Below are 22,170 nucleotides of genomic sequence, written 5' to 3'. Positions count from 1 at the left end.
GGCCAGGCCCATGCGGGAGCGGATCCTGGCGGCGGCGGTGGAGGTGATCCGCGCGCGCGGGATCGTCGCCGCGACGACCAAGGAGATCGCGCGCAGCGCGGGCGTCTCCGAGGGCAGCCTCTACAACCACTTCGCCAATAAGACCGCGCTTTTCGCCGCGGCCCTGGGCGAGGTGACGGGAACGGCGCGCACGGCTATGGAGGCGCTTCACGCATCGGCGGGGCAGCGGACGGTGGAGGAGAACCTCGTCCGGCTGGCCGCCGACATGGTCCGCTTCTACGGCGAACTGCTGCCGATGACCGGGCCCGTGCTGGCCGACCCCGAGCTGATCGCCTGGCTGCGCGACAACGGCCCGGCCGCAGCGCAGAACAGCCCCGCCGCAGCGCAGAACAGCCCCGCGCCGAACAGCCCGTCCACCGCACTGGACGATCCGGCCGATGCACACAAGGAGGGCGTCGCCAAGACACGGGCGAGGGCCAGGAGTGGCCAGGACGGCGGGGCGCCCCCGCCGGGTGCTCCCGGTGGTCCCCCGGCAGGTGTTCCAGGGGGTCCGATGAGCGGTCCGGTGATGGGCCACGGCGCCCTCATCGGGTACCTGGAGGCGGAGCGGCGGGCCGGACGGCTGACCGAGGACGCTCCGCTGCCGTTCATCGCGGCGGCCCTGCTCGGAGGCTGCCAGCAGCACGCCTTCCTGACGCGCCTCGCCGGTCCGGACGCGGTCGCCTCGGGTGCCGGGCTCCCCGCCGTGCCGGAGGAGTTCGCGGCGCGGCTCGTCCGCGCCGTCCTGGCGGGACATGTCCCGCCGGCGGCCTCCTGAAGGGCCACGCCCGGCCGCCCGGATGGCCGAAAGCGGCATAGTGCACTAATGCCCCATTGACACCCATCGTCCCCCGGCAGAAGATCACGCGACCCCAATTGTGATCCCTGCCAGGGAGGCGCAATGCCGCGCAGATTGCTCCGGCATCGAAGACTCACCCCCGTCCTCGCTGCCGCCGCGCTCCTGATCGGAGCGCTGGTGGCCGCCCCCGCGAACGCCGCACCGCAGACCCCGTCCGCCGGCGCCGCCGTGGACCTCTACGCGGCCGAGCTGAGCCCCGACCACGTGAAGCTGCTGAACCGCTTCGGCCTCGACCGCGAGGACGTCCGGTTCTCCACGAGCGCCGAGAAGGGCAGCGTCCACGTCGAAGCCGTGATGAGCGCCGCGCAGGCCGCCGCGCTCAACCGGCAGGGCCTCGGCCTCACCGTGAAGAAGCTCGGCGGCAAGGACGCGCGCCAGCGCGCGAAGGCCGCCGCCGCACCCAAGGTGTTCCGCCCGTACAGCGGGCCCGGGAACATCCGTGAGGAGCTGCTGAACGTCGCCGCCGCCAACGCGTCCATCGCCAAGGCCGTGGACATCGGCAAGTCCGTCAAGGGCCAGCCGATCACCGCCGTCCGGCTCACCAAGGACGTGAACAGCACGAGGCAGCACGGCAGGCCCGTCGTGGTCTACCAGGCCGCCCAGCACGCCCGCGAGTGGATCACGCCGGAGATGGTGCGCCGGCTGCTGCACCACTACGTGGACGGCTACGGCAAGAACGCCGAGATCACCAAGATCGTCGACACGACCGAGCTGTGGTTCGTCCCGGTCGTCAACGTCGACGGCTACGACCTGACGTTCCAGGACGGGTTCCGGCTCTGGCGCAAGAACGTCCGCGACAACGACGGCGACGGCCAGATCACCGGCCAGGACGGCGTCGACCTCAACCGCAACTTCCCCTACAGGTGGGGCTACGACAACGAGGGCTCGTCCAGCCTGCGCACCAGCCAGACCTACCGCGGCACGGCGCCGGGTTCCGAGCCCGAGACCCAGGCGCAGATCGGCCTCTACAAGAAGGTCCGTCCCGCCTATCTGGTCAACTACCACTCGGCGGCGGAGCTGCTGCTGCACGGCGTGGGCTGGCAGGCCCTGACCCGCAGCCCGGACGACGCGATCCACGACGCGCTGCTCGGCGACATCGACCACCCGGCCGTCCCCGGCTACACCCCCGAGCTGGGCGCCCAGCTGTACACCACCAACGGCGACACCGACGGCCAGGCCGACAACGTCTACGGCGCCCTGTCGATCACGCCGGAGATGGCGACCTGCGAGTCGGCCGCGCGGTCCGACCCGGACGACGAGTGGGAGCCCGGCGACTGCGCCAGCGGCTTCGAGTTCCCGGACGACGAGACGCTCATCCAGAAGGAGTTCCAGAAGAACATCCCGTTCGCGTTCTCGGTCGCCAAGTCCGCGCGCACGCCGGACGAGCCGGTGTCGGCCGTCGGACGCACCGCGCCCGACTTCGAGACCGACGCGTTCACCACGTCCTACGGCACCTCGCAGGAGGTCGCCTCGGTGATCCGCCGGTCGCTGCGCCACAAGGAGCTGCGCTACCGGATCAACGGCGGCCGCGAGCGCGGCGCCGACGTGCGCGAATGGCAGGGCGGCGAACGGTTCGGCGACGAGAACGACACGTACTACGCCGAGTACCGGGGCAAGATCAGGCAGCGGCCCGGTGACAAGGTCGAGGTGTGGTTCACCGGCCAGAAGGGCCGGAAACGGGTCGAGAGCAAGCACTTCACCTACACCGTCCGCGACCAGCAGAAGGCGGATGTCCTGATCATCGCGGACGAGGACTACACCGGCGTCAACCCGACGTACCCGCCGGGGACGAACAAGCCCCGCTACGCCCAGCAGTACGCCGACCTCGTCAAGGCCGCCCGGCACAAGCCGCTCGTCTGGGACATCGACAAGGACGGCGTCCCGCACGACCTCGGCGTGCTGAAGCACTTCGACGCCGTCGTCTGGTACCTGGGCGACAACCGGCTCACCCAGGACGCCGCCGACGACCCGATCAAGACCTACCTCGGCGACCAGCCCGACTCGCAGGTCGCGGACCGGGCGAAGGACCTGCTCCTCTCCGTCCGCTCCTACCTGAACGAGGGCGGGAAACTCCTGCACACCGGTGAGACGGCCGGGTACTACGGCCCCGTCAGCCGCCTCAACGGCGGCGGCATCTACTACGGGCTGAAGGGCCATCCGGAACGGCCCTGCGTGGTCACCAGCAACTTCCGCGACGACTGCGAACTGCTGTCGGACGACTTCTTCCAGTACTACCTGGGGGCGTACGACCGGCAGCGCGTCGGCGCACCGACCGCGTTCACCGGGACGCAGGCGCCGTTCGACGACGTCACGTCGAAGCTGCAGGGCCCCGCGTCCAACCCGCTGAACGAGGCGGGCGGCTTCCAGGTGACCTCGACCGTCCTGCCCAAGGCCGACTTCCCGCAGTTCACCAGCTGGAAGGCCGGCGACTACACGGGCGCGGCGGCGCCCACCGAGCCCGTCGAGGGCCAGTGGTACGTCGCCGGACCGCATCAGGACGGCCTCTACCGGCGCCTGACCAGGACGATCGACCTGTCCTCGGTCACCGCCGCGCAGGCGCCCGCCCTGCAGGCCCAGCTCTCCTACAGCACGGAGACGGGCTTCGACAACATCATCCTGGAGGCGCACACCGCAGGCGCCGAGGACTGGACGACGCTGCCCGAGAAGAACGGCCTGTCGAAGACGACGGTTCCGGAGCAGTGCGAGCAGGGTTACCTCCTCGACATGCATCCATTCCTCGGCCACTACCTGACCAGGGGCAACCCCTGCGGCAACACCGGATCGTCCGGCCAGTGGAACGCCATCACCGGCAACTCCAACGGCTGGGTCCCGGTCGCCTACGACCTGTCCGCGTACGCGGGCAAGAAGGTCGAGGTGTCCATCTCCTACGTCAGCGACCCCGGCTCCGGAGGGACCGGACTCTTCATCGACGACACCAAGGTCACCACGTCCGGTGGCCAGCCCGACGCCGAGGGCTTCGAGACCGGCCTCGGCGCCTGGACCGTCCAGGGCGCCCCGGCCGGAAGCCCCGGAAACGGCGCCGAGTACACCCGCTCCCAGGCCCAGATCGACTCCGTCTCGTCGGTCGCGACCAGGGACACGGTCCTGCTCGGGTTCGGCATCGAGCAGGCCGCTGACCAGCGGACACTGATGATCAGGGCGCTCCGGCACCTGATCGACTGATCCAGGCCGAGCCCCGGGAGCCCGCCCCCTCCGGGTTCCCGGGGCTCTATACCGCAAGATCAGAGAACGCGCAGCTCCATGTGACGAACGACACGCGGCCACGTGCAACCATCCGGCCCCTCCCAGGCGTCTTACTGGGCAGGAAGTACACCGGCGGGTGACACCCCCTGATCGAGCACAGCCCGCGACGTCCCGTAGAACGGGGTCGCCCTGGCATCGCCGATCGCGACGCACAACGCCCCGGCCCCTCCCGATGCGGGGTACGGGAGCGAACCCGCCGGGAACGGTGGCACGTATTACCTGACGGTGGGCGGCTCGTCCGCCCGGTCCGCGCGTGCCCCCGAACACGCGCCAGCAACCGGCCCGCCAAGGGGCCACTACCTACGGGGAGCGACGATGACCGCTGTCACCACACCTGTCCGCCGCGGAGCGAAGAACACCCGCGCCGCCCGCACCGCCGACGACACGGTGACCGTCGAGAGCACGCAGCGCTACGAGCGCGACGTCCTGCCGCTCGCCGACCCGCTGTACGCCAGCGCCGTCCGCATGACCCGCAACACCGCCGACGCCGAAGACCTCGTCCAGGAGACCCTGGCCAAGGCCTACGTGAACTTCCACCAGTTCCAGGAGGGCACGAACCTCAAGGCGTGGCTGCACCGCATCCTCACCAACAACTTCATCAACACCTACCGCAAGAAGCAGCGCGAGCCCCAGCGCGCCGGCTCCGAGGAGCTGGAGGAGTGGCAGCTCGCCCAGACCGAGGCGCACTCGTCCGGCTTCCGCTCCGCCGAGTCGGAGGCGCTCGACCGCATCCCCGACTCCGGGGTCGTCGCCGCCCTGCGCGCCCTGCCCAAGGACTTCCGCGACGCCGTGTACCTCGCCGACGTCGAGGGCTACCCGTACAAGGAGATCGCGGAGATGATGGGCACCCCCATCGGCACGGTCATGTCCCGCCTCCACCGCGGCCGCAAGCAGCTCCGCGAGTCCTTGGCCGACCACCGCGCGGCTCACGTGCTCGCTGCATAGCCCCTGGGCACCGCCCAGGCCACGTGGCATCATCCGATCCCGCGACCACCCGTGGTTGCGGGATCGCCCCTTTTCGGTGCATGAGGGATCGCGCAGCGGGTACCGAGCCACAAATCGTGCGGTACGCGTCGACCCCAGCCACGGCCGCCACCCCGCAACAACCCCAACAGTCGCGATCGCGAGCGAAGCCAGGTTCGAGCGGAGCGAGAACCTGATCGCGCAGCGAACCGCCCAGACGAGACGGAGCGATGCGATCGCACCGCGTTTCCCGATGACGGAGGCCCGGCAGGGCCGAAGGCGGAGGGGGACGCGATAGACACGAAGGATGTACGCGCGATGCCACCAAGGGTCAGCGATGTCATGACGGTGGAGCCGCTGACGTTGCCGCTGGACGCGACGCTGTACGAGGCCGCTCGGATCATGCGGGACGAGGGGATCGGGGACGTCCTGGTCACCTACGCCGGACGGCTGTGCGGTGTGATCACCGACCGGGACATCGTGGTACGGGCCGTCGCCGAGAGCCGGGACACCTCCCTCACCCCCCTCGGTGACGTGTGCACGGCGGAGCTGACGACCGTCCGTCCCTATGACGACACCGGAACGGCGGCGCGGCTGATGTCGGAGCAGGCCGTCCGGCGGCTGCCCGTGGTGGACGACGAGCAGCGCCCCGTGGGCATCATCTGCATCGGCGACCTCGCCATGGCCGACGGTCAGGTCGGGCCGCTGTCGGAGATCAGCAAGGCGCCGCCGAACAATTGAGCGGGCGCAGGATAGTGTCGGAAGGGTGAGGCCCTCCGAAACGGTCCTGACCGACCAGCTCGCTTTGGAGATCGCCCGGCTGGGAATGGTCGGCGAGTCGTCCGACATCGGCACCCTGTACCGGGTGACGGAGCTGGCCTCGCGCGCCGTTCCGGGGTGCGCGGGCGCGGCGAGCGTCCGCTGGGCGCTGCCGGAGATGCCAGGGAACGATCCGGGCTCGGCGCTCGGGCTGCCGCCGGACGCCGCCCAGGACGTCCCGCGCGTCCCGCCGCCGGACCCCGGGCCCGACGCCGCCCCGCCGGACGTCCCGGCGCCGGAGGAGATCAGGCCGGAGCCGCTGGCCGCCGCCGCCAGCCATCCGGACCTCGCCGAGGTGACCGACCGGCAGCTCTCCCGCGGCCGTGGGCCGATCTTCGACGTGGTCATGGACCGCCGGGCGCTGGCATCGGACGACATCCTCGGGGAGACCCGCTGGCCGGAGGCGATGTCCGACATGCTGCGGCGCGGGGTGCGATGCTTCACCACGACGCCGCATCTGAACCCGCCCGTCCTCGTCACGCTGACCCTCTACGGGGTGACGCCGAAGGCGATCTCCCTTGAGCGGCAGGCGCTCGCGTCCCTGCTGATCGCCCAGGGCAGCGCGGCGGTGACGAACACCCGGCAGTACGACGACGTGCACCGCACCGCCGTCCAGTTGCAGGAGGCGGTGGAGGCGCGGGCCGTCGTCGATCAGGCGAAGGGAATTCTGATGCACGCCCTGGGCTGCGACGCTGACGAGGCGTTCGCGGAGCTGCGGCGCATCTCGCAGACGCGTCACGTGAAGCTCACCGCGCTCGCCCAGCGTATCGTCGGTCATCAGGGCCTTCCCTAGGTCAGCGGCCTGGGCGGGACCATGAATCTAGGCGCATGCGGGTGAGGCGCATAAGCTGCGCACTGCCGGGCCGCGCGGAGCGGTACCGGCGATCGTGGTCCGGCCCCGCGCGAGCGGCGGCCGGCCTGGTTCCCGTGTGACGCGGACGAGAGGCAGACCAGATGCACGATCAGCCCGACCAGCTCGAACCCGAGTCCCTGATGCGTGAGATCTCCGATCTCGAAGGGCGCATCGGCGAGCTGCGCCAGGCCGCCGGCCTGCGGCAGCCCGACCTGCGGGCGACCCTGGACGCGGCGCTGGTCGAGCTGGAGCTGGCGCTGACGGCGCTGCGGACGATGGGCACCGAGCACATCGGCGAGCAGGGCGGGTCGGCCGCGGCCGAGACCGAGCGGCGCGTGCTGCGCACGGTCTTCCAGGACGCGCCCGTCCCGCTGTTCCTCTTGGACCGCAACACGAGCGTCCGGCGGGTGAACCGGCAGGCGGCGACGATGCTCGGCACGTCGTCGGGGTACGTGTCGGGCAAGCAGTTCACGGCGTTCTGCGACATGGCGACCCGCGCCGCGGTGCGGTCGCAGCTGGCCGCGGTCGTCCGGACGGGACGGCGCCGCCGCGTCCAGGTCAGGTTCCTCGGCCGGGACCGTCCGGTCGACGCGGTGGTGACCCTGGCCCGCGTGTGGATCCGCGGCGAACCGGACCCGATGGTCGTGGTGGCCGCCGGTTCGACGGACACGCCCATCGACGAGGCCGTCCCGGCGGAACGCGCCAAGAGCGGGCGGGAGGCGACGGGGTCGGCGCAGGCGAGGGCCGGGCAGAGTGCACCGCCCGACGACGAGACGGTCGCGACGATCGTCCACCGGATGGACGTCCTCGCCACCGCGAGCGAGCTGCTGCTGGACGAGCCCGTCTTCAACGAGACGGTCGCGGTCCGGCGGTGCGCCCGGCTGCTGGCCGCCGAGCTGGCCGACTGGGCGTTCATCGACCTGACCGGGCCCAACGGCGGCCCGGGAGCGGCACCGCAGGGCGGTGCCCACGCGGCGGGGACGGCGGCCCGCCCGGCGCCGCTGCTGCGCCGGCAGGTCGTGATGGGCCCGGACGACGAGCATTCCATCGAGGCCGCCCGGACGCTTGAGGAGGTCGACCCGGCCGAGGGCACCCTGCCGCACACCGTGTTCGTCACCCGGCAGAGCGCGCTGCGGCCGCATGTGGAGAACCTGGACGTCCTCGGAATCTGCCCGGACGGCCATCCCGTCTGCGGCAAGATCGGCGCGACGTCGGTGCTGAGCGTCCCGATCGAGGACGGCGACCGCGCCATCGGGACGATCACGCTCGCGGCGAGCGGCGACTACGGCCCGTTCGACCTCATGGACCTCGGGGTCGTCCAGCGCCTCGGACGGTACCTGGCCCTCGTGATCAGGGCGGCGCGGCTGTACCGGCGCCGCGCCGAGGTCGCGGAGACGCTGCAGGCGGGGCTGCTGCCGAAGACGCTGCCGTCCATCCCGGGCGTGACCGTGGCGGCGAAGTACCTGACGGCGACGCACGGCTCGGAGGTCGGCGGCGACTTCTACGACGTGTTCCGCACCGAGAACGGCTGGGGCCTGGTCCTCGGCGACGTGTGCGGCAAGGGCGAGGACGCGGCGGCCGTGACGGCGACGGCCCGGCACTGTGTGCGGCTGGCGTCGCGGTGGAAGGCGCGGCCGGGCGACGTCCTCGGGATCGTGAACGAGGCGCTGCTGGACGAGGACCGGTTCGTCACCGCCGTGATGGCGGGGCTGACCATGGAGACCGAGAAGATCATCGTGTCGCTGGGCACGGCGGGCCATCCCCCGGCGGTCGTGGTCCGCGCCGACGGGGTGATCAGGTCGGCGTCGCGCGGCGGCGTCCCGCTCGGCCTGTTCGAGGACTTCGAGCCCGGCCTGGACTCGGTCGACCTCACCGTCGGCGACACGCTCTTCCTGCACTCGGACGGCGTCCTGGAGGCGTGCGACATGATGCGGCAGGAGTTCGGCCAGGAACGGCTGCTGGAGGCGCTCGCCGCGCACGCGGGCGACACCCCGCAGGGGATGCTCGCCGGGGTGGAGCGGGCGCTGCTGGAGTACTGCGACGGCGATCTGCGCGACGACGTGTCGATGCTCGCGCTGCGCGTGGAGCCCCCGTCCCTCGCCTGACCGGGGGGCCCTTGCCCGACTGATCACCTTTTTGCGGGGTAAGTCGGGTTCATGAGCGTCGATCCCTCGGACAAACCGCGCAACGAGACCCGGCACGAACGGCTCGACCGGCAGCTGATGGAGCTCCTCCAGGGGTTCCGCGTCGCGGTCACCGGCGTGCAGGTAATGTTCGCGTTCCTGCTGACGGTCCCGTTCGCCGCCGGATTCGACAAGGTGGACGGCCACGGCCTGAAGCTGTTCTACATCTCGCTGTTCGGTGCCGCGCTCGCGTCCATCTGCTTCATCGCGCCCGTGTTCCAGCACCGGATCCTGTTCCAGCTCGGGCAGAAGGCGCTGCTGATCAAGCGCGCGAACCGGTTCGGGATCCTCGGCGCGTTCGCGCTCGGCGTCTCGATCACCGCCGCCACGACGCTGATCATCGAGACGCTGGAGGAGGAGGCGGCGCTGACGGTCGTCACGGCCGTGATCGTCCTGGCGCTGTGCGGGTGGGCCTGGTTCGTCCAGCCCTACATGACGCGGATGACCGCCAAGGACCGTACGGACGGCGACGACGACCCCTGAGCCCCGCCGGGCCGCTGATCCAGCCAGGGCCCTGACCGCGCCCCGCGCGGCCAGGGCCCTGGCGTCACCGCACTCAGCAGGCGCCGTGGCTCAGTAGGCGCGGCCGAAGATGACGCGCTTGCCGTAGTCGGACGGGCGCCCGCACTTCACGCACTCGCCCGTCTCCTCGGGCGCGTCGGCCGGGATGACCCGGGGCGTCGCGGCGGTCTCGGCCTTGATGTCGTCCTCGCAGGCCGTGTCGCCGCAGTGGAACGCCCGCGCCCACCCGGTGGCGACCTGCGCGGTGAACGCGTCCCAGCCGTCCACGACGGCGGTGTGGTCGTCGCGGAACCGCTCGGCCCTGGCCAGCAGGAACGACTGGAAGTCGGCGAGGATGCCGGGCAGCAGCTCGGGCAGCTTCGCCAGCGGGATCTGCTCCTTGCCCTGCCCCTCGACGGTGGGCAGCCGCCGGACGAGGGTGCCCACCCCGGCCTCGATGTCGCGCATGCCCAGCTCGATCCGGACCGGGACGCCGCGCATCTCCCACTCGTTGTACTTGAACCCCGGCGAGAGCTGCGGGCGGTTGTCGTCCACGTGGACGCGGATGCCCATCGACTTGATCGCCGCGCCGAGCCGGCGGGCCTCCGCCGCGGCCTGCTCGCCCTGCTCCTTGCGCCCGATCGGGACGATCACGACCTGGTACGGCGCGAGCCGCGGCGGCAGGACGAGCCCCTTGTCGTCGCCGTGCGTCATGATCACGCCGCCGATCATGCGGGTGCTCATGCCCCAGGACGTGGTGTGCGCGAGGGTCAGCCTGCCCGCCTCGTCCTGGTACTGGATCTCGAACGCCTTGGCGAAGTTGGTGCCGAGGTAGTGCGACGTCCCGGACTGCAGGGCCCGGCCGTCCCGCATCATGACCTCGATCGTGTACGTCCGGACGGCGCCCGCGAACCGCTCGCCCGGCGTCTTCTCCCCCGCGACCACCGGCATCGCCGCGAGCTCCTGCGCGACGCCCGCGTAGGCGTCCAGCGCCCACATCGTCTCGCGCATCGCGTCGGCCTCGTCGATGTGCGCGGTGTGGCCCTCCTGCCAGAGGAACTCGGTCGTCCGCAGGAACAGCCGGGGCCGCATCTCCCAGCGGACGACGTTCGCCCACTGGTTCAGCAGCAGCGGCAGGTCGCGGTGCGAGTCGATCCACTTGGCCATGTACTCGCCGATGACGGTCTCGGACGTCGGCCGCATGACCAGCGGCTCGTCCAGCTCCTTGCCGCCCGCGTGCGTCACGACCGCCAGCTCGGGGGAGAAGCCCTCGACGTGCTCGGCCTCGCGCTTGAGGTAGGACTCCGGGATGAGCATCGGGAAGCACGCGTTGTCGTGCCCCGCGTCCTTGATGCGCCGGTCCAGGTCGGCCTGGAGCAGCTCCCACACCCGGTAGCCGTACGGCCGGATGACCATCGTGCCGCGAACCGGTCCGCGGTCGACGAGCTGGGCCTGCACGACCAGCTCGTTGTACCAGGCGGAGAAATCCTCGCTCTGCGGCGTCACACCTTCTCGACTCACGGCCACAGGGTACTGACTGCCGCGACGGGGCACGAACGCTTTCACCCGCTCACGGGCGCTTCGCTACCCTCGCGTGATGCGCTGGTCCCAGATGTTCGCGCCCACGCTCCGCGACGATCCCGCCGAGGCGGACGCGCCGAGCCACCGGCTGCTGCTGCGGGCGGGCTACGTCCGGCAGCTCACCGCGGGCCACTACTCGCTGCTGCCACTGGCCGTCCGCGTCCGCGCCAAGATCATCGGGATCGTGCGGGAGGAGATGGCCGCGATCGGCGCGCAGGAGATGCTGCTGCCCGCCCTGCACCCGGCCGAGCCGTGGCGGCGCTCGGGCCGCTGGGAGCTGATGGGCCAGGAGATGTTCCGCCTCCAGGACCGGCGCGGCGCCGACCACGCGCTCGGCATGACGCACGAGGAGATCTTCGCGACGGTCGCCCGCGAGCTGAACTCCTACCGGCAGCTTCCGCAGCAGTGGTACCAGTTCCAGACGAAGTTCCGGGACGAGCCGCGCCCCAAGGGCGGCCTCATGCGGACCCGCGAGTTCACCATGAAGGACGCCTACAGCTTCGACGTGGACCGTCCGGGGCTGGACGCCTCGTTCGAGGCGTACCACGGCGCCTACACGCGGATCTTCGAGCGGCTCGGCGTCCCGGCGCTGCCGTGCGAGGCGTCCAGCGGGACGATGGGCGGGTCCGGGTCGACCGAGTTCATGTGCCCGTCCGAGGTGGGCGAGGACCTGGTCGTCCGGTGCCCGGGGTGCGGCTACGCGGCGAACATCGAGCGCGCGACGTCCGTCCTGCCCGCCGCGTCCGACGGGCCCGGCCTCCCCTCCCCCGAGCGCTTCGACACCCCCGGCGTCCGCACCATCGAAGATCTTCTGGCGTACGGCGCGCCCGGCGACCGGCAGATCAAGACGCTCGTCTACATCCTGGACGGGACGCTGACGCTCGTCCTGCTGCGCGGCGACCACCCGCTCAACGAGCAGAAGCTCGTGGACGCGACGGGCGCCGCCGAGATCCGCGCCGCCGACCCGGCCGAGATCCGGGACGCGCTCGGCGCGCTGCCCGGCAGCCTCGGCGCGGTCGGCGTGTCGCTGCCCGTGCTCGCCGACGAGGCGCTCCGCGGCCGCCGCGACATGTTCACCGGCGCCAACACCGACGACGTCCACCTGCGCGGCGTCGACGTCGGCCGCGACATCGACGTCGGCCTGTGGGCGGACCTGCGCGAGGTCGAGGCGGGGCAGCGCTGCGCCCGCTGCGGCGAGCGCCTGGAGATCCGGCGGGCCATCGAGGTCGCGCACATCTTCAAGCTCGGCGACCGCTACGCCCGCGCCCTCGGCGTCGAGGTCCTGGCCCCGGACGGCCGCCGCGTCCCGGTGATCATGGGCAGCTACGGGATCGGGATCGAGCGCGCGATGGCCGCGATCGTCGAGACGCACCACGACGAGCGCGGCATCGTCTGGCCGCTGTCGGTCGCGCCGTTCCAGGTCGCCGTCGTGGCCGCGCAGTCCGACGACGCCGATGTCGCCAAGGCCGCCGAGGACGTCTACGCGGCGCTGTCGTCGGCGGGCGTCGAGGTCGTGATCGACGACCGTCCCGAGCGGGCGGGCGTGAAGTTCCGCGACGCCGAGCTGACCGGCATCCCGTTCCGCGTCACGATCGGCCGCCGCGGCCTCGCGGAGGGGGTCGCCGAGGTCACGGCCCGCGCAACCGGCGAGACGGAGAAGGTGCCGCTGGACGCCGTCGTCTCCCGCGTCCGGACCCTCGCCGGTCGCTGACAATGGTGGGACCGCACGGGGTCGATCCATCGGAAAGAGGCCATGGCAGAGATCATCGGAACCGACGGCACCTGGACGTTCGACGGCGAGGTCCTGCGCATCGTGCCCGGCAACGGACGCGGCGTGCACCGGCTGCGGCGCCTGCTCGGGGAGCTGGCCGTCCCGCTGGAGGCGGTCGCCGGAATCGCGGTCGAGTCGGGGGCCAAGGGCGGCGTCGTGCGCGTGCGGCTGCGGCAGGGCGCCGACCCGCTGCTGCAGGCCGCCGCGGGCGCGTTGAACGAATCGTCCGATCCGTACCGGCTGAACGTGGAGGGCCGCCGGTCGCAGGTCGCCGAATACCTTGTGGACGAGGTGCGGAATTCGCTGCTGATCGAGGAGGTCGGCACCGGTCCGGTCGACCGCTATCTGCTTCCCGGGCCGGATGTGCCGGTCCGCGCGTCCGGGGGTGACGGATCGGCGGCGTTCGACGGCGAATCGGTCCGGCTGGAGTGGAACTGGATGGCCGAGACCGCCAAGAGGACGGCCGGGCCCCAGCAATTGCCACTGCGGGAAATGGAGAGCGTGGAACTGCATCCCGCGATCGGCCTGGACAACGGCCACCTGCGTTTCCGGATGAACGGCGTCGCCGAACAGCCGGAGCCCGTCCTCGACCCGCGCTGCATGATGCTGTGGGGATTCAAGAAGGAGGCGGCCGCCGCGATCGCGCTCGCCGCGGCCGTGGTGGCGCGGCTCCCGCACCCGAACGCGGTCGACGATACGCCCCCGGACGCAGCGGACGGCGTGCCGGCGCTTCCCGAACCTCAAGCGGCCCCCGCGGACGACCACGACGCGCTCTTGCGACGGCTCCGGGAACTGGGCGATCTGCGTAAGGAAGGCATCCTCACCGAAGAGGAATTCGCCGCCGCGAAGCAGGCCGTTCTCCGGCGCATGTGAGCAGGAAAACCGTTTGACGGGTGCCCGGAGACTCCGCAGACTCGGCACGGGTCAAAGGGGGGATCGTCATGGGGCACGTCGAGGTCGGGCACGTCCGGCATACGCTGCCGGACGGGCGCGTCCTGCTGGACGACGTGTCGTTTCGCGTCGGGGACGGCGTGGTCGCCGCGCTCATCGGGCCGAACGGCGCGGGGAAGACGACGCTGCTGCGGCTGATCGCCGGGGACATCGCGCCGCAGGAGGGGACCGTCGCGCACAGCGGCGGGCTCGGCGTGATGCGGCAGTTCATCGGGGGTATGCGGGACGAGTCGTCCGTGCACGATCTGCTGCTGTCGGTCGCGCCGCCGAGGGTCCGCGAGGCAGCGGCGGCGGTCGAGGCGGCCGAGCTGGCGATGATGGAACGCGATGACGAGCCGACCCAGCTCCGCTACGCGACGGCGCTCTCCGGCTGGGGCGACGCGGGCGGCTACGAGATCGAGGTGCTCTGGGACGCCTGCTGCGTCGCGGCCCTGGGCGTCCCGTACGACTCCTGCCGGTGGCGCGAGGTCCGCACCCTTTCCGGCGGCGAGCAGAAACGGCTGGCGCTGGAAGCGCTGTTGCGCGGCCCTGACGAAGTCCTTCTCCTGGACGAGCCCGACAACTATCTGGACGTCCCCGCCAAGCGGTGGCTCGAAGAACGGTTGCGGGAAACGTCCAAAACCGTCCTGCTGGTGTCGCACGACCGCGAGCTTCTCGACCGTTCCGCCGACCGGATCGTCACCGTCGAAGCGTGCCGGGTCTGGATCCACGGCGGCCGTTTCTCGACCTATGCCGCCGCCCGGCGCGACCGCAACGAACGTCTGGAGGAACTGCGCCGCCGCTGGGATGAGGAGCACGCGAGACTCAAGGAACTGGTCAACACCCTCCGCAACAAGGCCACGACGAATGACTCTTTCGCGTCCCGCTACCGGGCGGCCCAGACACGCCTTCGCAAGTTCGAGGAAGCGGGCCCCCCGGAGCTTGCGCCCCGCGACCAGAACCTGAAGATGCGCCTTCGCGGCGGACGCACGGGAAAACGCTCGGTGATCTGCGAGGGCATGGAACTGACGGGCCTCATGAAGCCCTTCGACACCGAGATCTGGTTCGGCGAACGCGTCGCCGTGCTGGGCTCCAACGGCTCGGGCAAATCGCATTTCCTGCGCCTGCTCGCCGCCGTCGCGGAGACCCTTCCGCGCGGCGCGTCCCCGGCCGCGCCCGTCGCCCACACCGGCCGGGCCCGCCTCGGCGCCCGCGTCGTCCCCGGCCTGTTCGCGCAGACCCACGCCCGTCCCGACCTGGCCGGACGCACCCCGTGCGAGATCGTCATGACCGAGCACGCCCGCCTCCGCAACGACGCGATGAACGCCCTGACCCGCTACGAGCTCAACCACTGCGCGGAACAGCCTTTCGAAACGCTCTCCGGCGGCCAGCAGGCCCGCCTGCAGATCCTCCTTCTGGAGCTGGGCGGCGCCACGCTGCTCCTCCTGGACGAGCCCACCGACAACCTCGATCTCGCCAGCGCCGATGCGCTCCAGGAGGGCCTGGAGAGCTACGAAGGCACCGTTGTCTCCGTGACCCACGACCGCTGGTTCGCCCGTTCGTTCGACCGCTACCTGGTCTTCGGCGCCGACGGTTCCGTCTACGAATCGCCTGGACCGATCTGGAACGAAGCCCGCGTCACCCGCCCGTCGTAGGATCCTGACAGGCGGACACGATGATGCGAGGAGTCGACGATGCCCCGACCCCCCGGCGGCTCTCCACCGGCGGATCAGCCTCCCCGCCTGCCCGACGACGCCCAGGCCCGGTTCCGGACCGACGTCCCCTCCCCCGCGCGGACGTGGAACTACTGGCTGGGCGGCAAGGACAACTACGAGGTCGACCGGGTCGTCGGGGACGCCACCACGGCGGTGAACCCGGAGCTCATCCAGCAGGCCCGGGAGGGCCGCCGGTTCCTGATCCGCACCGTGCGGTACCTGGCCGCCGAAGAGAAGATCCGTAACTTCCTGGACATCGGGGCCGGGCTGCCCACCGAGTCCAACACCCACCAGATCGCCCAGCAGACCGCGCCCGACTCGCGCATCGTCTACGTCGACAACGACCCGATGGTGCTCGTCCACGCGCGCGCCCTGATGCGCGGCACGACCCCCGAGGGCGTCACCGGCTACCTCGACGCCGATTTCCACAATCCGCGGCAGATCCTCGACGAGGCCGCCAACGTCCTGAACTTCAACGAGCCGGTCGCGGTGATGTTCATGGGCGTGCTCGGGTTCTGCCAGGACTACCCGACCGCGAAGAAGGTCGTGGCCGACACGATGGCGGGCGTGCCCTCGGGCAGCTTCCTGGTGCTCTGGGACTGCACCGACACCTCCGAGGCCGCCCGGCGCAGCACCGAGAGGTACGCCGAGTCGGGCACCGTGCCCTACAACCTGCGCAGCGTCGAGCAGCTCGACGCCTACTTCGACGGTCTGGAGAAGGTCGAGCCGGGCCTGGTCACCATCTCGCGGTGGCGGCCCGACCAGGCCGAACCCGAACCCGAGCACGTCCACGGGTACGGCGCGGTCGCGCGCAAGCCGTGACCCGGCGGGCTCAGCGCGGCGGGCCGACGACGACCTGGCCGTAGGCGTCGGCGGCGGCCGACAGGGCCTCCTTGGAGATCTCGAACCCGTCCGGCCTTGGCGTGGACAGGTCGCGCCCGGCCTGGCGGAACATCCCCTCGATCCCGCCTGGCGTGGCGATCATGAGCAGGTCGGCCCGGTCGGAGGTGATGCGGTAGCCGTGCGGGATGTTGCGCGGCAGGTAGACGATCCCGCCCACGGAATGGACATCGTTCTTCACCCTTCTCGATGGGGCCGGTTAAGCGGAACATTTCGTCCGTTTCAACGTGCGGCGGCCCGAGCTGATTCCCCGCCGCCCCGGGCTACCGTTGATCGGGAGAGGAGGAGGCGTCCCATGAGCGAAGGCGGCGGGACGCGGCGCCGGCCGCGCCGCGATGCCGAGGCCAACCGGGAGCGGCTGCTCGCCGCGGCCGTCACCGTGATGCTGCGGGAGGGACGCGACGCCCCGCTCGCCGCCATCGCCGCCGAGGCCGGGGTCGGCATCGGGACGCTGTACCGGAGGTACGCCGACCGGCAGGCCCTCCTGCACGCGCTCGAACACCGCGCCTACGACCTGCTCGTCGGCATCCTGGACGAGATCGGCGAGCTGCGCTGCACGGGCCTGGCGGCGATCGGCGAATACCTGTCTCGTTGCTTCGCCGCCGGTGACCAGCTCGTCCTGCCGCTGCACGGCGCGCCGCCCCTGATGACACCGGAGGCGGTGCGGGCCCGCCAGACGATCGATCACCGCCTGGAGGAACTCCTCGACCGCGGCCGGACGGACGGCACCATCCGCGCGGACGTCAACGCCACCGACGTCATCGTGTTCGCCGCCCTCATCACCCAGCCCCTCTCCTACGGGCCCGGCTGGCCGCGCCTGGCGCGGCGCCAGATCACGCTCTTCCTGAACTCGCTGGCCGGCGACGGGCCGCTCGACGTCCCCGGCCCGCAGATCAAGCAGGGCGACATCGAAGCCGCCTTCGCGAAGAACTCCGCCGCGGCCAGACGGCGGAAATGAAGGGGTGTCCCGTGTGACCAGGCACGGGAGAGTCTGTCCACATCGGTCCGTCGGTGGGTAGGGTGCCCGGGTGCGGGTGGTTGTCACGGGTGCGGCGGGGTTCATCGGGAGCCATGTGGCCGACGCGTTCTCGGCGGCCGGGCATGAGGTGCTCGCCGTCGACGCGCCCCGGCGGTCACCGACCCCGGACCTGGCGCGGCGGACGTGGGCCGAGGTGGCCGCCCGTCCCGGGGTCGTCGCGGCGGAGATCGACCTCGCGGTGCACGGGCTGGACGCCGTCGCCGCCGCGGACGTCGTCGTCCACCTGGCGGGACGGCCCGGCGTCCGCGACTCGTGGGGGGCCGGACGCGCCGTCGCCGAACGGGACAACGTGCTGGCGACGCGGCGGCTGCTCGCGTCCTGCATGGGCCGCCCGGCGCGGCGCAGGCCCAGGGTGATCGTCGCGTCGAGTTCGTCGGTGTACGGGTCGGCGGGTCGGCGGCCGAACCGGGAGGACGACCCGCTGTCCCCGGCGAGCCCGTACGCGGTCAGCAAGGTCGAGGTGGAGCGGCTCGCGGGCCTGGCGGCGCGGGACGGGCTGCGCACCGTCCTGCTCAGGTACTTCTCGGTGTACGGGCCGAGGCAGCGGCCCGACATGGCGTTCCACCGGTTCGCCGAGGCGGCGCTGGACGGGCGCCCGCTGCCGGTGTTCGGCGACGGGCGCCGCTCGCGGAGCTTCACGCACGTCCGGGACGTGGTCGCGGCCACGCTGGTCGCGGCGGCCGAGGAGCTTCCGCCCGGGATCGCCGTCAACGTCGGCCATGACGAGCCGGTGGGGGTCACGGACGCGATCGGGCTGCTCACCGGCGTCCTGGGCGTCCGGGCGGAGATCCGGCGGGAGGCGCCGGTGGCCGGCGACGCCGAGCGCACGTGGGCCGACACGAGCCGGGCCCGGCGGCTTCTCGGATGGACGGCCACGACCGGGCTCGCGGAGGGCCTGACCGACCAGATCGCCTGGCATCGAGAGCTCCGGGCCGTTTCCCGGAGTGGAGCGCCGGCGGAGCGGAGGGAAGCGGCCCGGAGCTCCCTTCCGGGGGGTGTGGGGGGTCGCCCCCCACAGGACGGGCGGGCCGAGGGAGTGCGGGTCGGATGATGAAGCACCGGGCGGCCTATGTCGCGTTCGATCGGTTCCCGTCCAGCAAGGGGTCGGCGGTGCACATCGCGCAGATGGCCGACGAGCTGTTCACGCGGTTCGGCGGCGGGCTGCTCGGCGTGCTCGGCGGCGGTGACCTGCCGCGCTACCAGCGGGAGGGGACGCGGGAGATCGCCCGGTTCGACGCGCAGGTGCCGAACCTCATCGACCGGGCCGAGGCGTTCTCGCGCTGGGTCGCGGGACATCTGGAGCCGCACCGGGACACCCTGGAGGTCTGCCACGTCCGTGATCCGTGGAGCGCGCTGCCGGCGATCGGGGACGGCCGCCGCCACAAGGTCGTGTACGAGGTCAACGGCCTGCCGTCGATCGAGATGGCGCACACGTGGCCGTGGGCCGCGCCGAGGACGCTCGACAAGATCCGCGAGCTGGAGCGGTTCTGCCTGGAGCGCAGCGACGCCGTCGTCGTGCCGTCGCGGGTGATCGGCGCGGCCGTCGCGCGGTTCGGCGTGCCGGACGGCAAGATCCATCTCGTCCCGAACGGGGCGGAGATCCCCGACCGGCCGCAGCGGCCCGCGGACGCGCCGGAGCGCTACGTCGTGTACGTCGGCGCGCTGCAGCCCTGGCAGGGCCTGGACGTCCTGACGCGTGCGTTCGCGCGGCTCGCCGACCTGCCCGAGCTGCGGCTCGTGATCTGCGCGTCCGTCCCGGAACGGCGGGCGAAGCCGGTGCGGCGGCTGGCCGAGCGGCTCGGCGTCGCCGGGCGGATCGACTGGCGGTTCATGCTGCCGCACCGGGAGATCGCGGCCTGGCTCGCGCACGCCGAGGTCTCGGTGGCGCCGCTGACCGGCTGCGCCCGCAACCTCGACCAGGGCTGCGCGCCGCTGAAGGTGATCGAGTCCATGGCGGCGGGCGTGCCGGTGGTCGCCTCCGACCTGCCGGCGGTGCGGGAGCTGATGGCGGACGGGGAGCATGGGCGGCTCGTCCCCGCCGACCGTCCCGCCGAGCTGGCGAGGGCCGTCCGGATCCTGCTGGAGTACCCGGACGAGGCCGCCGCGATGGGCCGCAGGGCCCGGCGGCGCATCGAGCAGGACCTGACCTGGACACGTTCACGCGCGTTGCTGGCCGATGTCTACCGTACGATCGCGCCGTCTGATCGATAGGTGGTTCGTCATGTTCTGGCGTAAGCAGAAGGCCGCCATCGAGCGGTTCCACCCCCTGCACAGGGCGCTGACCCTGGAGAAGGGCTTCGCGGTCTCGCTGCGGCGCGACGACTGGGAGCCGGTGATCCAGAGCCTCGCGCGGCACCGGACCGAGATCCGGCGGCGGAGGTGGCTGCTGCCGGCCCGGGTCCCGGGCGTCCTCGTGCCGATGCTGCGGATCATGGCGTCCGACATGCGGCCGGACGGGGTGCTGTCCGTCGCGGCGGACGTGCGCGGCCCGCGGCTCCCGGAGAAGACCGGGCCGCAGTACGACGTGCCCGTCCAGCGCCCGGTCCTGTCGATGAAGCAGTGGTACGCGATGGACCCGTGGCTGCGCATGCGGGCGGAGCTGCGGGACGGGAGCGTCCTGGAGCTGTCGGTCACCGACCGGGTGCGCTACCGGCGGCGCCGGAAGCGGAACCCGCGCGGCAAGATCAAAATCAAGACGAAGACGAAGACGACGCATCTGGTGCGCGTCACCCGGCGGCTGGCGAAGGACACGGCCGTCCAGCGTCCCGGGACACCGCCGCCGCCCTGGATCAGGGTGCAGGTCAAGCAGGGAAGGCGGATGATGTTCCGCGCGAACGGGAAGCTCCCCGGCCCGCTCGGCGAGGCGGAGCTGATCGACCGGATCCTGCACGTGTCGACGGAGCCGTTCCGCTGGACGCCGCCCGGCCGGGCCATGGGGAGGACGACGACATGAACCGCTGCACCGTGACCACCGGTTTCTTCGTCCTCGGACGCTGCGGGCAGCAGGCCGTCGCGTCGTGCCCGCAGTGCGCGCGGCCCGTCTGCGCCGCGCACGCCGGGCCGGGCGGGCTCTGCAGCGAATGCGCGACGGCCCAGGGCTACACCAACCAGGACCCGCATCACCCGTCCTGGACGGGCGGTTTCCGGCGCCGCTACTACCAGAGCAGTTCCCACGCCTATCGCGACACCTACTGGTACTCGTCGTTCGACGAATACGACCGTGGCGCGTTCAACCCGGGCGACGACTACTCGCACGGCGGCGACTGGGGCGACGACGACACCGGTTTCGTGGACAGCTGATGCACCGCGTCCTGTGGATCACCGAGCACTATCCGCCGAGCCGGGGCGGCATGTCGCAGTCGTGCGACCGGATCGTGCGGGGGCTGCGCGCGGCCGGGGTGGAGGTCGACGTCGCGCACCTGACGCGCCGCGCCCGCCCCTGGGGCGTCACCCGCGAGCAAGGCGGACGCCTGATCCCGGCACCGCTCGGCGACGATTCCGAGCACGCCCTGCGCAGGCTGTGGACGACGATCACCGCCGAGGACCTCACCGGCTATACCCACGTCGTCGCGTTCGGCGGCGTGTACGCGACGCTCGCCGCGCCCGTCCTGTCCGCGCTGCTGGACGCGCCGCTGGTCACGCTGCTGCGCGGCAACGACATCGACGTCGGCGTGTTCTCGATGCGGCGCCGCGGCGTGCTGGCGGACGCGCTGCGCGCCTCGTCCCGCGTGTGCGTCGTCGCGCGCTCGCACGCGCCGCTGGTGTCCGCGCTGGTCCCGGACGCGGCGGTGACGTTCGTGGCCAACAGCGTCGACACGGAGCAGTGGCGGGTCCTGCCGTCCGAGCGGGAGCGGGGCCGGGCGTGGCGGGACGAGCACGTCCGGGCGGGGCGCCGCACGATCGGCCTCATCGGGCAGCTCAAGGTCAAGAAGGGCATCGGGTTCTTCCTGGACGCGCTGGCCGCGTCCGGGCACGCGGAGGCGTTCCACCTGCTGCTGGTCGGCGAGGTCGAGGAGCCGGTGACGGAGTGGCTGGCCGAGCGCGAGGGCTCCGTCCCGCACTCGTTCCTGCCGTTCCTTGAGCGCTACGACCTGCCGGCCGTCTACGCGAGCTGCGACCTGGTCGCCCTGCCGTCGTTCTACGACGGGATGCCGAACGTGGCGCTGGAGGCGGCGGCCCTCGGCGTGCCGCTCATCGCGTCGGACGGGGGCGGGCTCGCGGACGTGGCCGACGACGAGATCGGCTTCGCGTTCCCGGCGGGCGACGCGCACGCCTGCCGCGCCGCGATCGACCGGGCGGCACGGGCCGGCGACGCGGAGCTCGCGAAGCTCGGCGCCGCGGGCGCGGAGCGCATCCGCCGCGACTTCACGCCCGCCGCCGAGACCGCCGGTTATCTCGCCGTGCTCGGCTCCGTGCGTTGATCGTCTGCTACGCGGCCGGTGACGGGCTGGGGCATCTGACGAGGCTCCGGTCCGTCCTGCACACCCTGCGCCTGGACGGCCCCGTGACCGTGGTGACGGGCTCCCCCTTCGCGGACGACCCGCGCGTCACCGGCGGCTGGCGCATCGTCCCCGCCCTCGATGCCGTCGACGCGGACGCGGACGAGGTGATCATCGACGCCTTTCCCGCCGGGCTGAAAGGCGACCTGACGCGCATCCCCGCCGGGCCAAGGGTCACCCACCTGGCGCGGCTCCTGCGCCTGTCTCTTATACACCTCTCCGAGCCCACGAGACCCTAAGACCACTCGTATGCC

The 22,170-nt window shown here is 71.9% G+C and carries 20 protein-coding genes; 18 read left to right on the top strand and 2 right to left on the bottom strand.

Annotated elements, in window-relative coordinates; translation table 11 throughout:
• From ETD83_RS43885 to ETD83_RS25720, 7 genes are all read left to right on the top strand, one after another.
• Positions 1-817, top strand: an 817-nt coding sequence (locus ETD83_RS43885) for a TetR/AcrR family transcriptional regulator (RefSeq protein ID WP_205717887.1), incomplete at its 5' end; no start/stop codon positions are given.
• Between the two features lie 123 nt (positions 818-940).
• Positions 941-4,081, top strand: a complete 3,141-nt coding sequence (locus ETD83_RS25750) for a M14 family metallopeptidase (protein ID WP_138647777.1) — start codon at positions 941-943, stop codon at positions 4,079-4,081.
• Between the two features lie 396 nt (positions 4,082-4,477).
• On the top strand, positions 4,478-5,107 hold the full coding sequence (locus ETD83_RS25745; RefSeq protein ID WP_138647776.1) for a sigma-70 family RNA polymerase sigma factor: 630 nt from the start codon (positions 4,478-4,480) through the stop codon (positions 5,105-5,107).
• 336 nt (positions 5,108-5,443) lie between these two features.
• Complete coding sequence (locus tag ETD83_RS25740) at positions 5,444-5,866, top strand: CBS domain-containing protein (protein ID WP_138647775.1); 423 nt, start codon at positions 5,444-5,446, stop codon at positions 5,864-5,866.
• 25 nt (positions 5,867-5,891) lie between these two features.
• Positions 5,892-6,737: an ANTAR domain-containing protein gene (locus ETD83_RS25730; RefSeq protein WP_230421175.1), complete on the top strand. Its 846-nt coding sequence runs from the start codon at positions 5,892-5,894 to the stop codon at positions 6,735-6,737.
• 161 nt (positions 6,738-6,898) lie between these two features.
• On the top strand, positions 6,899-8,902 hold the full coding sequence (locus tag ETD83_RS25725; protein WP_138647774.1) for a SpoIIE family protein phosphatase: 2,004 nt from the start codon (positions 6,899-6,901) through the stop codon (positions 8,900-8,902).
• A gap of 51 nt (positions 8,903-8,953) precedes the next feature.
• Positions 8,954-9,463 (top strand): DUF6328 family protein, encoded by a 510-nt coding sequence (locus ETD83_RS25720; RefSeq protein ID WP_138647773.1) that lies wholly within the window; start codon positions 8,954-8,956, stop codon positions 9,461-9,463.
• A 90-nt stretch (positions 9,464-9,553) separates the two neighbouring features.
• Here ETD83_RS25720 and proS read toward each other — a convergent pair whose 3' ends face one another.
• Positions 9,554-11,002, bottom strand: a complete 1,449-nt coding sequence (proS, locus tag ETD83_RS25715) for a proline--tRNA ligase (protein ID WP_230421174.1) — start codon at positions 11,000-11,002, stop codon at positions 9,554-9,556.
• A gap of 76 nt (positions 11,003-11,078) precedes the next feature.
• Here proS and ETD83_RS25710 point away from each other — a divergent pair, with 76 nt between their 5' ends.
• The 4 genes from ETD83_RS25710 (at position 11,079) to ETD83_RS25695 (ending at position 16,300) form a co-directional block, all read left to right on the top strand.
• Positions 11,079-12,773, top strand: a complete 1,695-nt coding sequence (locus ETD83_RS25710; RefSeq protein ID WP_138647772.1) for a proline--tRNA ligase — start codon at positions 11,079-11,081, stop codon at positions 12,771-12,773.
• 42 nt (positions 12,774-12,815) lie between these two features.
• Entirely contained in the window at positions 12,816-13,706 is an 891-nt protein-coding gene (locus ETD83_RS25705) for a DUF4429 domain-containing protein (RefSeq protein WP_138647771.1), read from the top strand.
• Positions 13,707-13,774: 68 nt separating this feature from the next.
• Positions 13,775-15,418, top strand: a complete 1,644-nt coding sequence (locus tag ETD83_RS25700) for an ABC-F family ATP-binding cassette domain-containing protein (RefSeq protein WP_138647770.1) — start codon at positions 13,775-13,777, stop codon at positions 15,416-15,418.
• Positions 15,419-15,457: 39 nt separating this feature from the next.
• The gene (locus ETD83_RS25695) at positions 15,458-16,300 is read left to right on the top strand and encodes an SAM-dependent methyltransferase (RefSeq protein ID WP_138647769.1); all 843 of its coding nucleotides are present in this window, start codon (positions 15,458-15,460) and stop codon (positions 16,298-16,300) included.
• 10 nt (positions 16,301-16,310) lie between these two features.
• Here ETD83_RS25695 and ETD83_RS25690 read toward each other — a convergent pair whose 3' ends face one another.
• A complete protein-coding gene (locus ETD83_RS25690) occupies positions 16,311-16,559 on the bottom strand; it encodes a cupin domain-containing protein (protein ID WP_205717886.1) in 249 nt (82 codons plus the stop codon).
• A 114-nt stretch (positions 16,560-16,673) separates the two neighbouring features.
• Between ETD83_RS25690 and ETD83_RS25685 the strand changes: the two genes are divergently transcribed.
• The 7 genes from ETD83_RS25685 (at position 16,674) to ETD83_RS25655 (ending at position 22,155) form a co-directional block, all read left to right on the top strand.
• Positions 16,674-17,336 carry a TetR/AcrR family transcriptional regulator gene (locus ETD83_RS25685; protein ID WP_171064429.1) on the top strand — a complete coding sequence of 221 codons (663 nt, stop codon included), beginning with the start codon at positions 16,674-16,676 and terminating at the stop codon, positions 17,334-17,336.
• A 70-nt stretch (positions 17,337-17,406) separates the two neighbouring features.
• Positions 17,407-18,468, top strand: a complete 1,062-nt coding sequence (locus ETD83_RS25680) for an NAD-dependent epimerase/dehydratase family protein (protein WP_230421173.1) — start codon at positions 17,407-17,409, stop codon at positions 18,466-18,468.
• Complete coding sequence (locus ETD83_RS25675) at positions 18,465-19,628, top strand: glycosyltransferase family 4 protein (protein WP_230421172.1); 1,164 nt, start codon at positions 18,465-18,467, stop codon at positions 19,626-19,628. Before ETD83_RS25680 ends, ETD83_RS25675 begins: the two co-directional genes overlap by 4 nt.
• 10 nt (positions 19,629-19,638) lie before the next feature.
• Positions 19,639-20,370 (top strand): hypothetical protein, encoded by a 732-nt coding sequence (locus ETD83_RS25670; protein ID WP_138647767.1) that lies wholly within the window; start codon positions 19,639-19,641, stop codon positions 20,368-20,370.
• Positions 20,367-20,717: a hypothetical protein gene (locus ETD83_RS25665; protein WP_138647766.1), complete on the top strand. Its 351-nt coding sequence runs from the start codon at positions 20,367-20,369 to the stop codon at positions 20,715-20,717. The genes ETD83_RS25670 and ETD83_RS25665 overlap by 4 nt, the downstream gene beginning before the upstream one ends.
• Positions 20,717-21,838 carry a glycosyltransferase family 4 protein gene (locus ETD83_RS25660; RefSeq protein WP_138647765.1) on the top strand — a complete coding sequence of 374 codons (1,122 nt, stop codon included), beginning with the start codon at positions 20,717-20,719 and terminating at the stop codon, positions 21,836-21,838. Before ETD83_RS25665 ends, ETD83_RS25660 begins: the two co-directional genes overlap by 1 nt.
• A complete protein-coding gene (locus ETD83_RS25655) occupies positions 21,835-22,155 on the top strand; it encodes a hypothetical protein (RefSeq protein WP_138647764.1) in 321 nt (106 codons plus the stop codon). Before ETD83_RS25660 ends, ETD83_RS25655 begins: the two co-directional genes overlap by 4 nt.
• The last annotated feature ends 15 nt before the right edge of the window (positions 22,156-22,170 follow it).

This window comes from Actinomadura soli, from assembly GCF_005889715.1.
Taxonomy (GTDB): Bacteria; Actinomycetota; Actinomycetes; order Streptosporangiales; family Streptosporangiaceae; genus Spirillospora; species Spirillospora soli.
The sequence above is the reverse complement of the archived record's forward strand: the minus strand, read 5'-3'. Positions and strand labels throughout refer to the sequence as shown.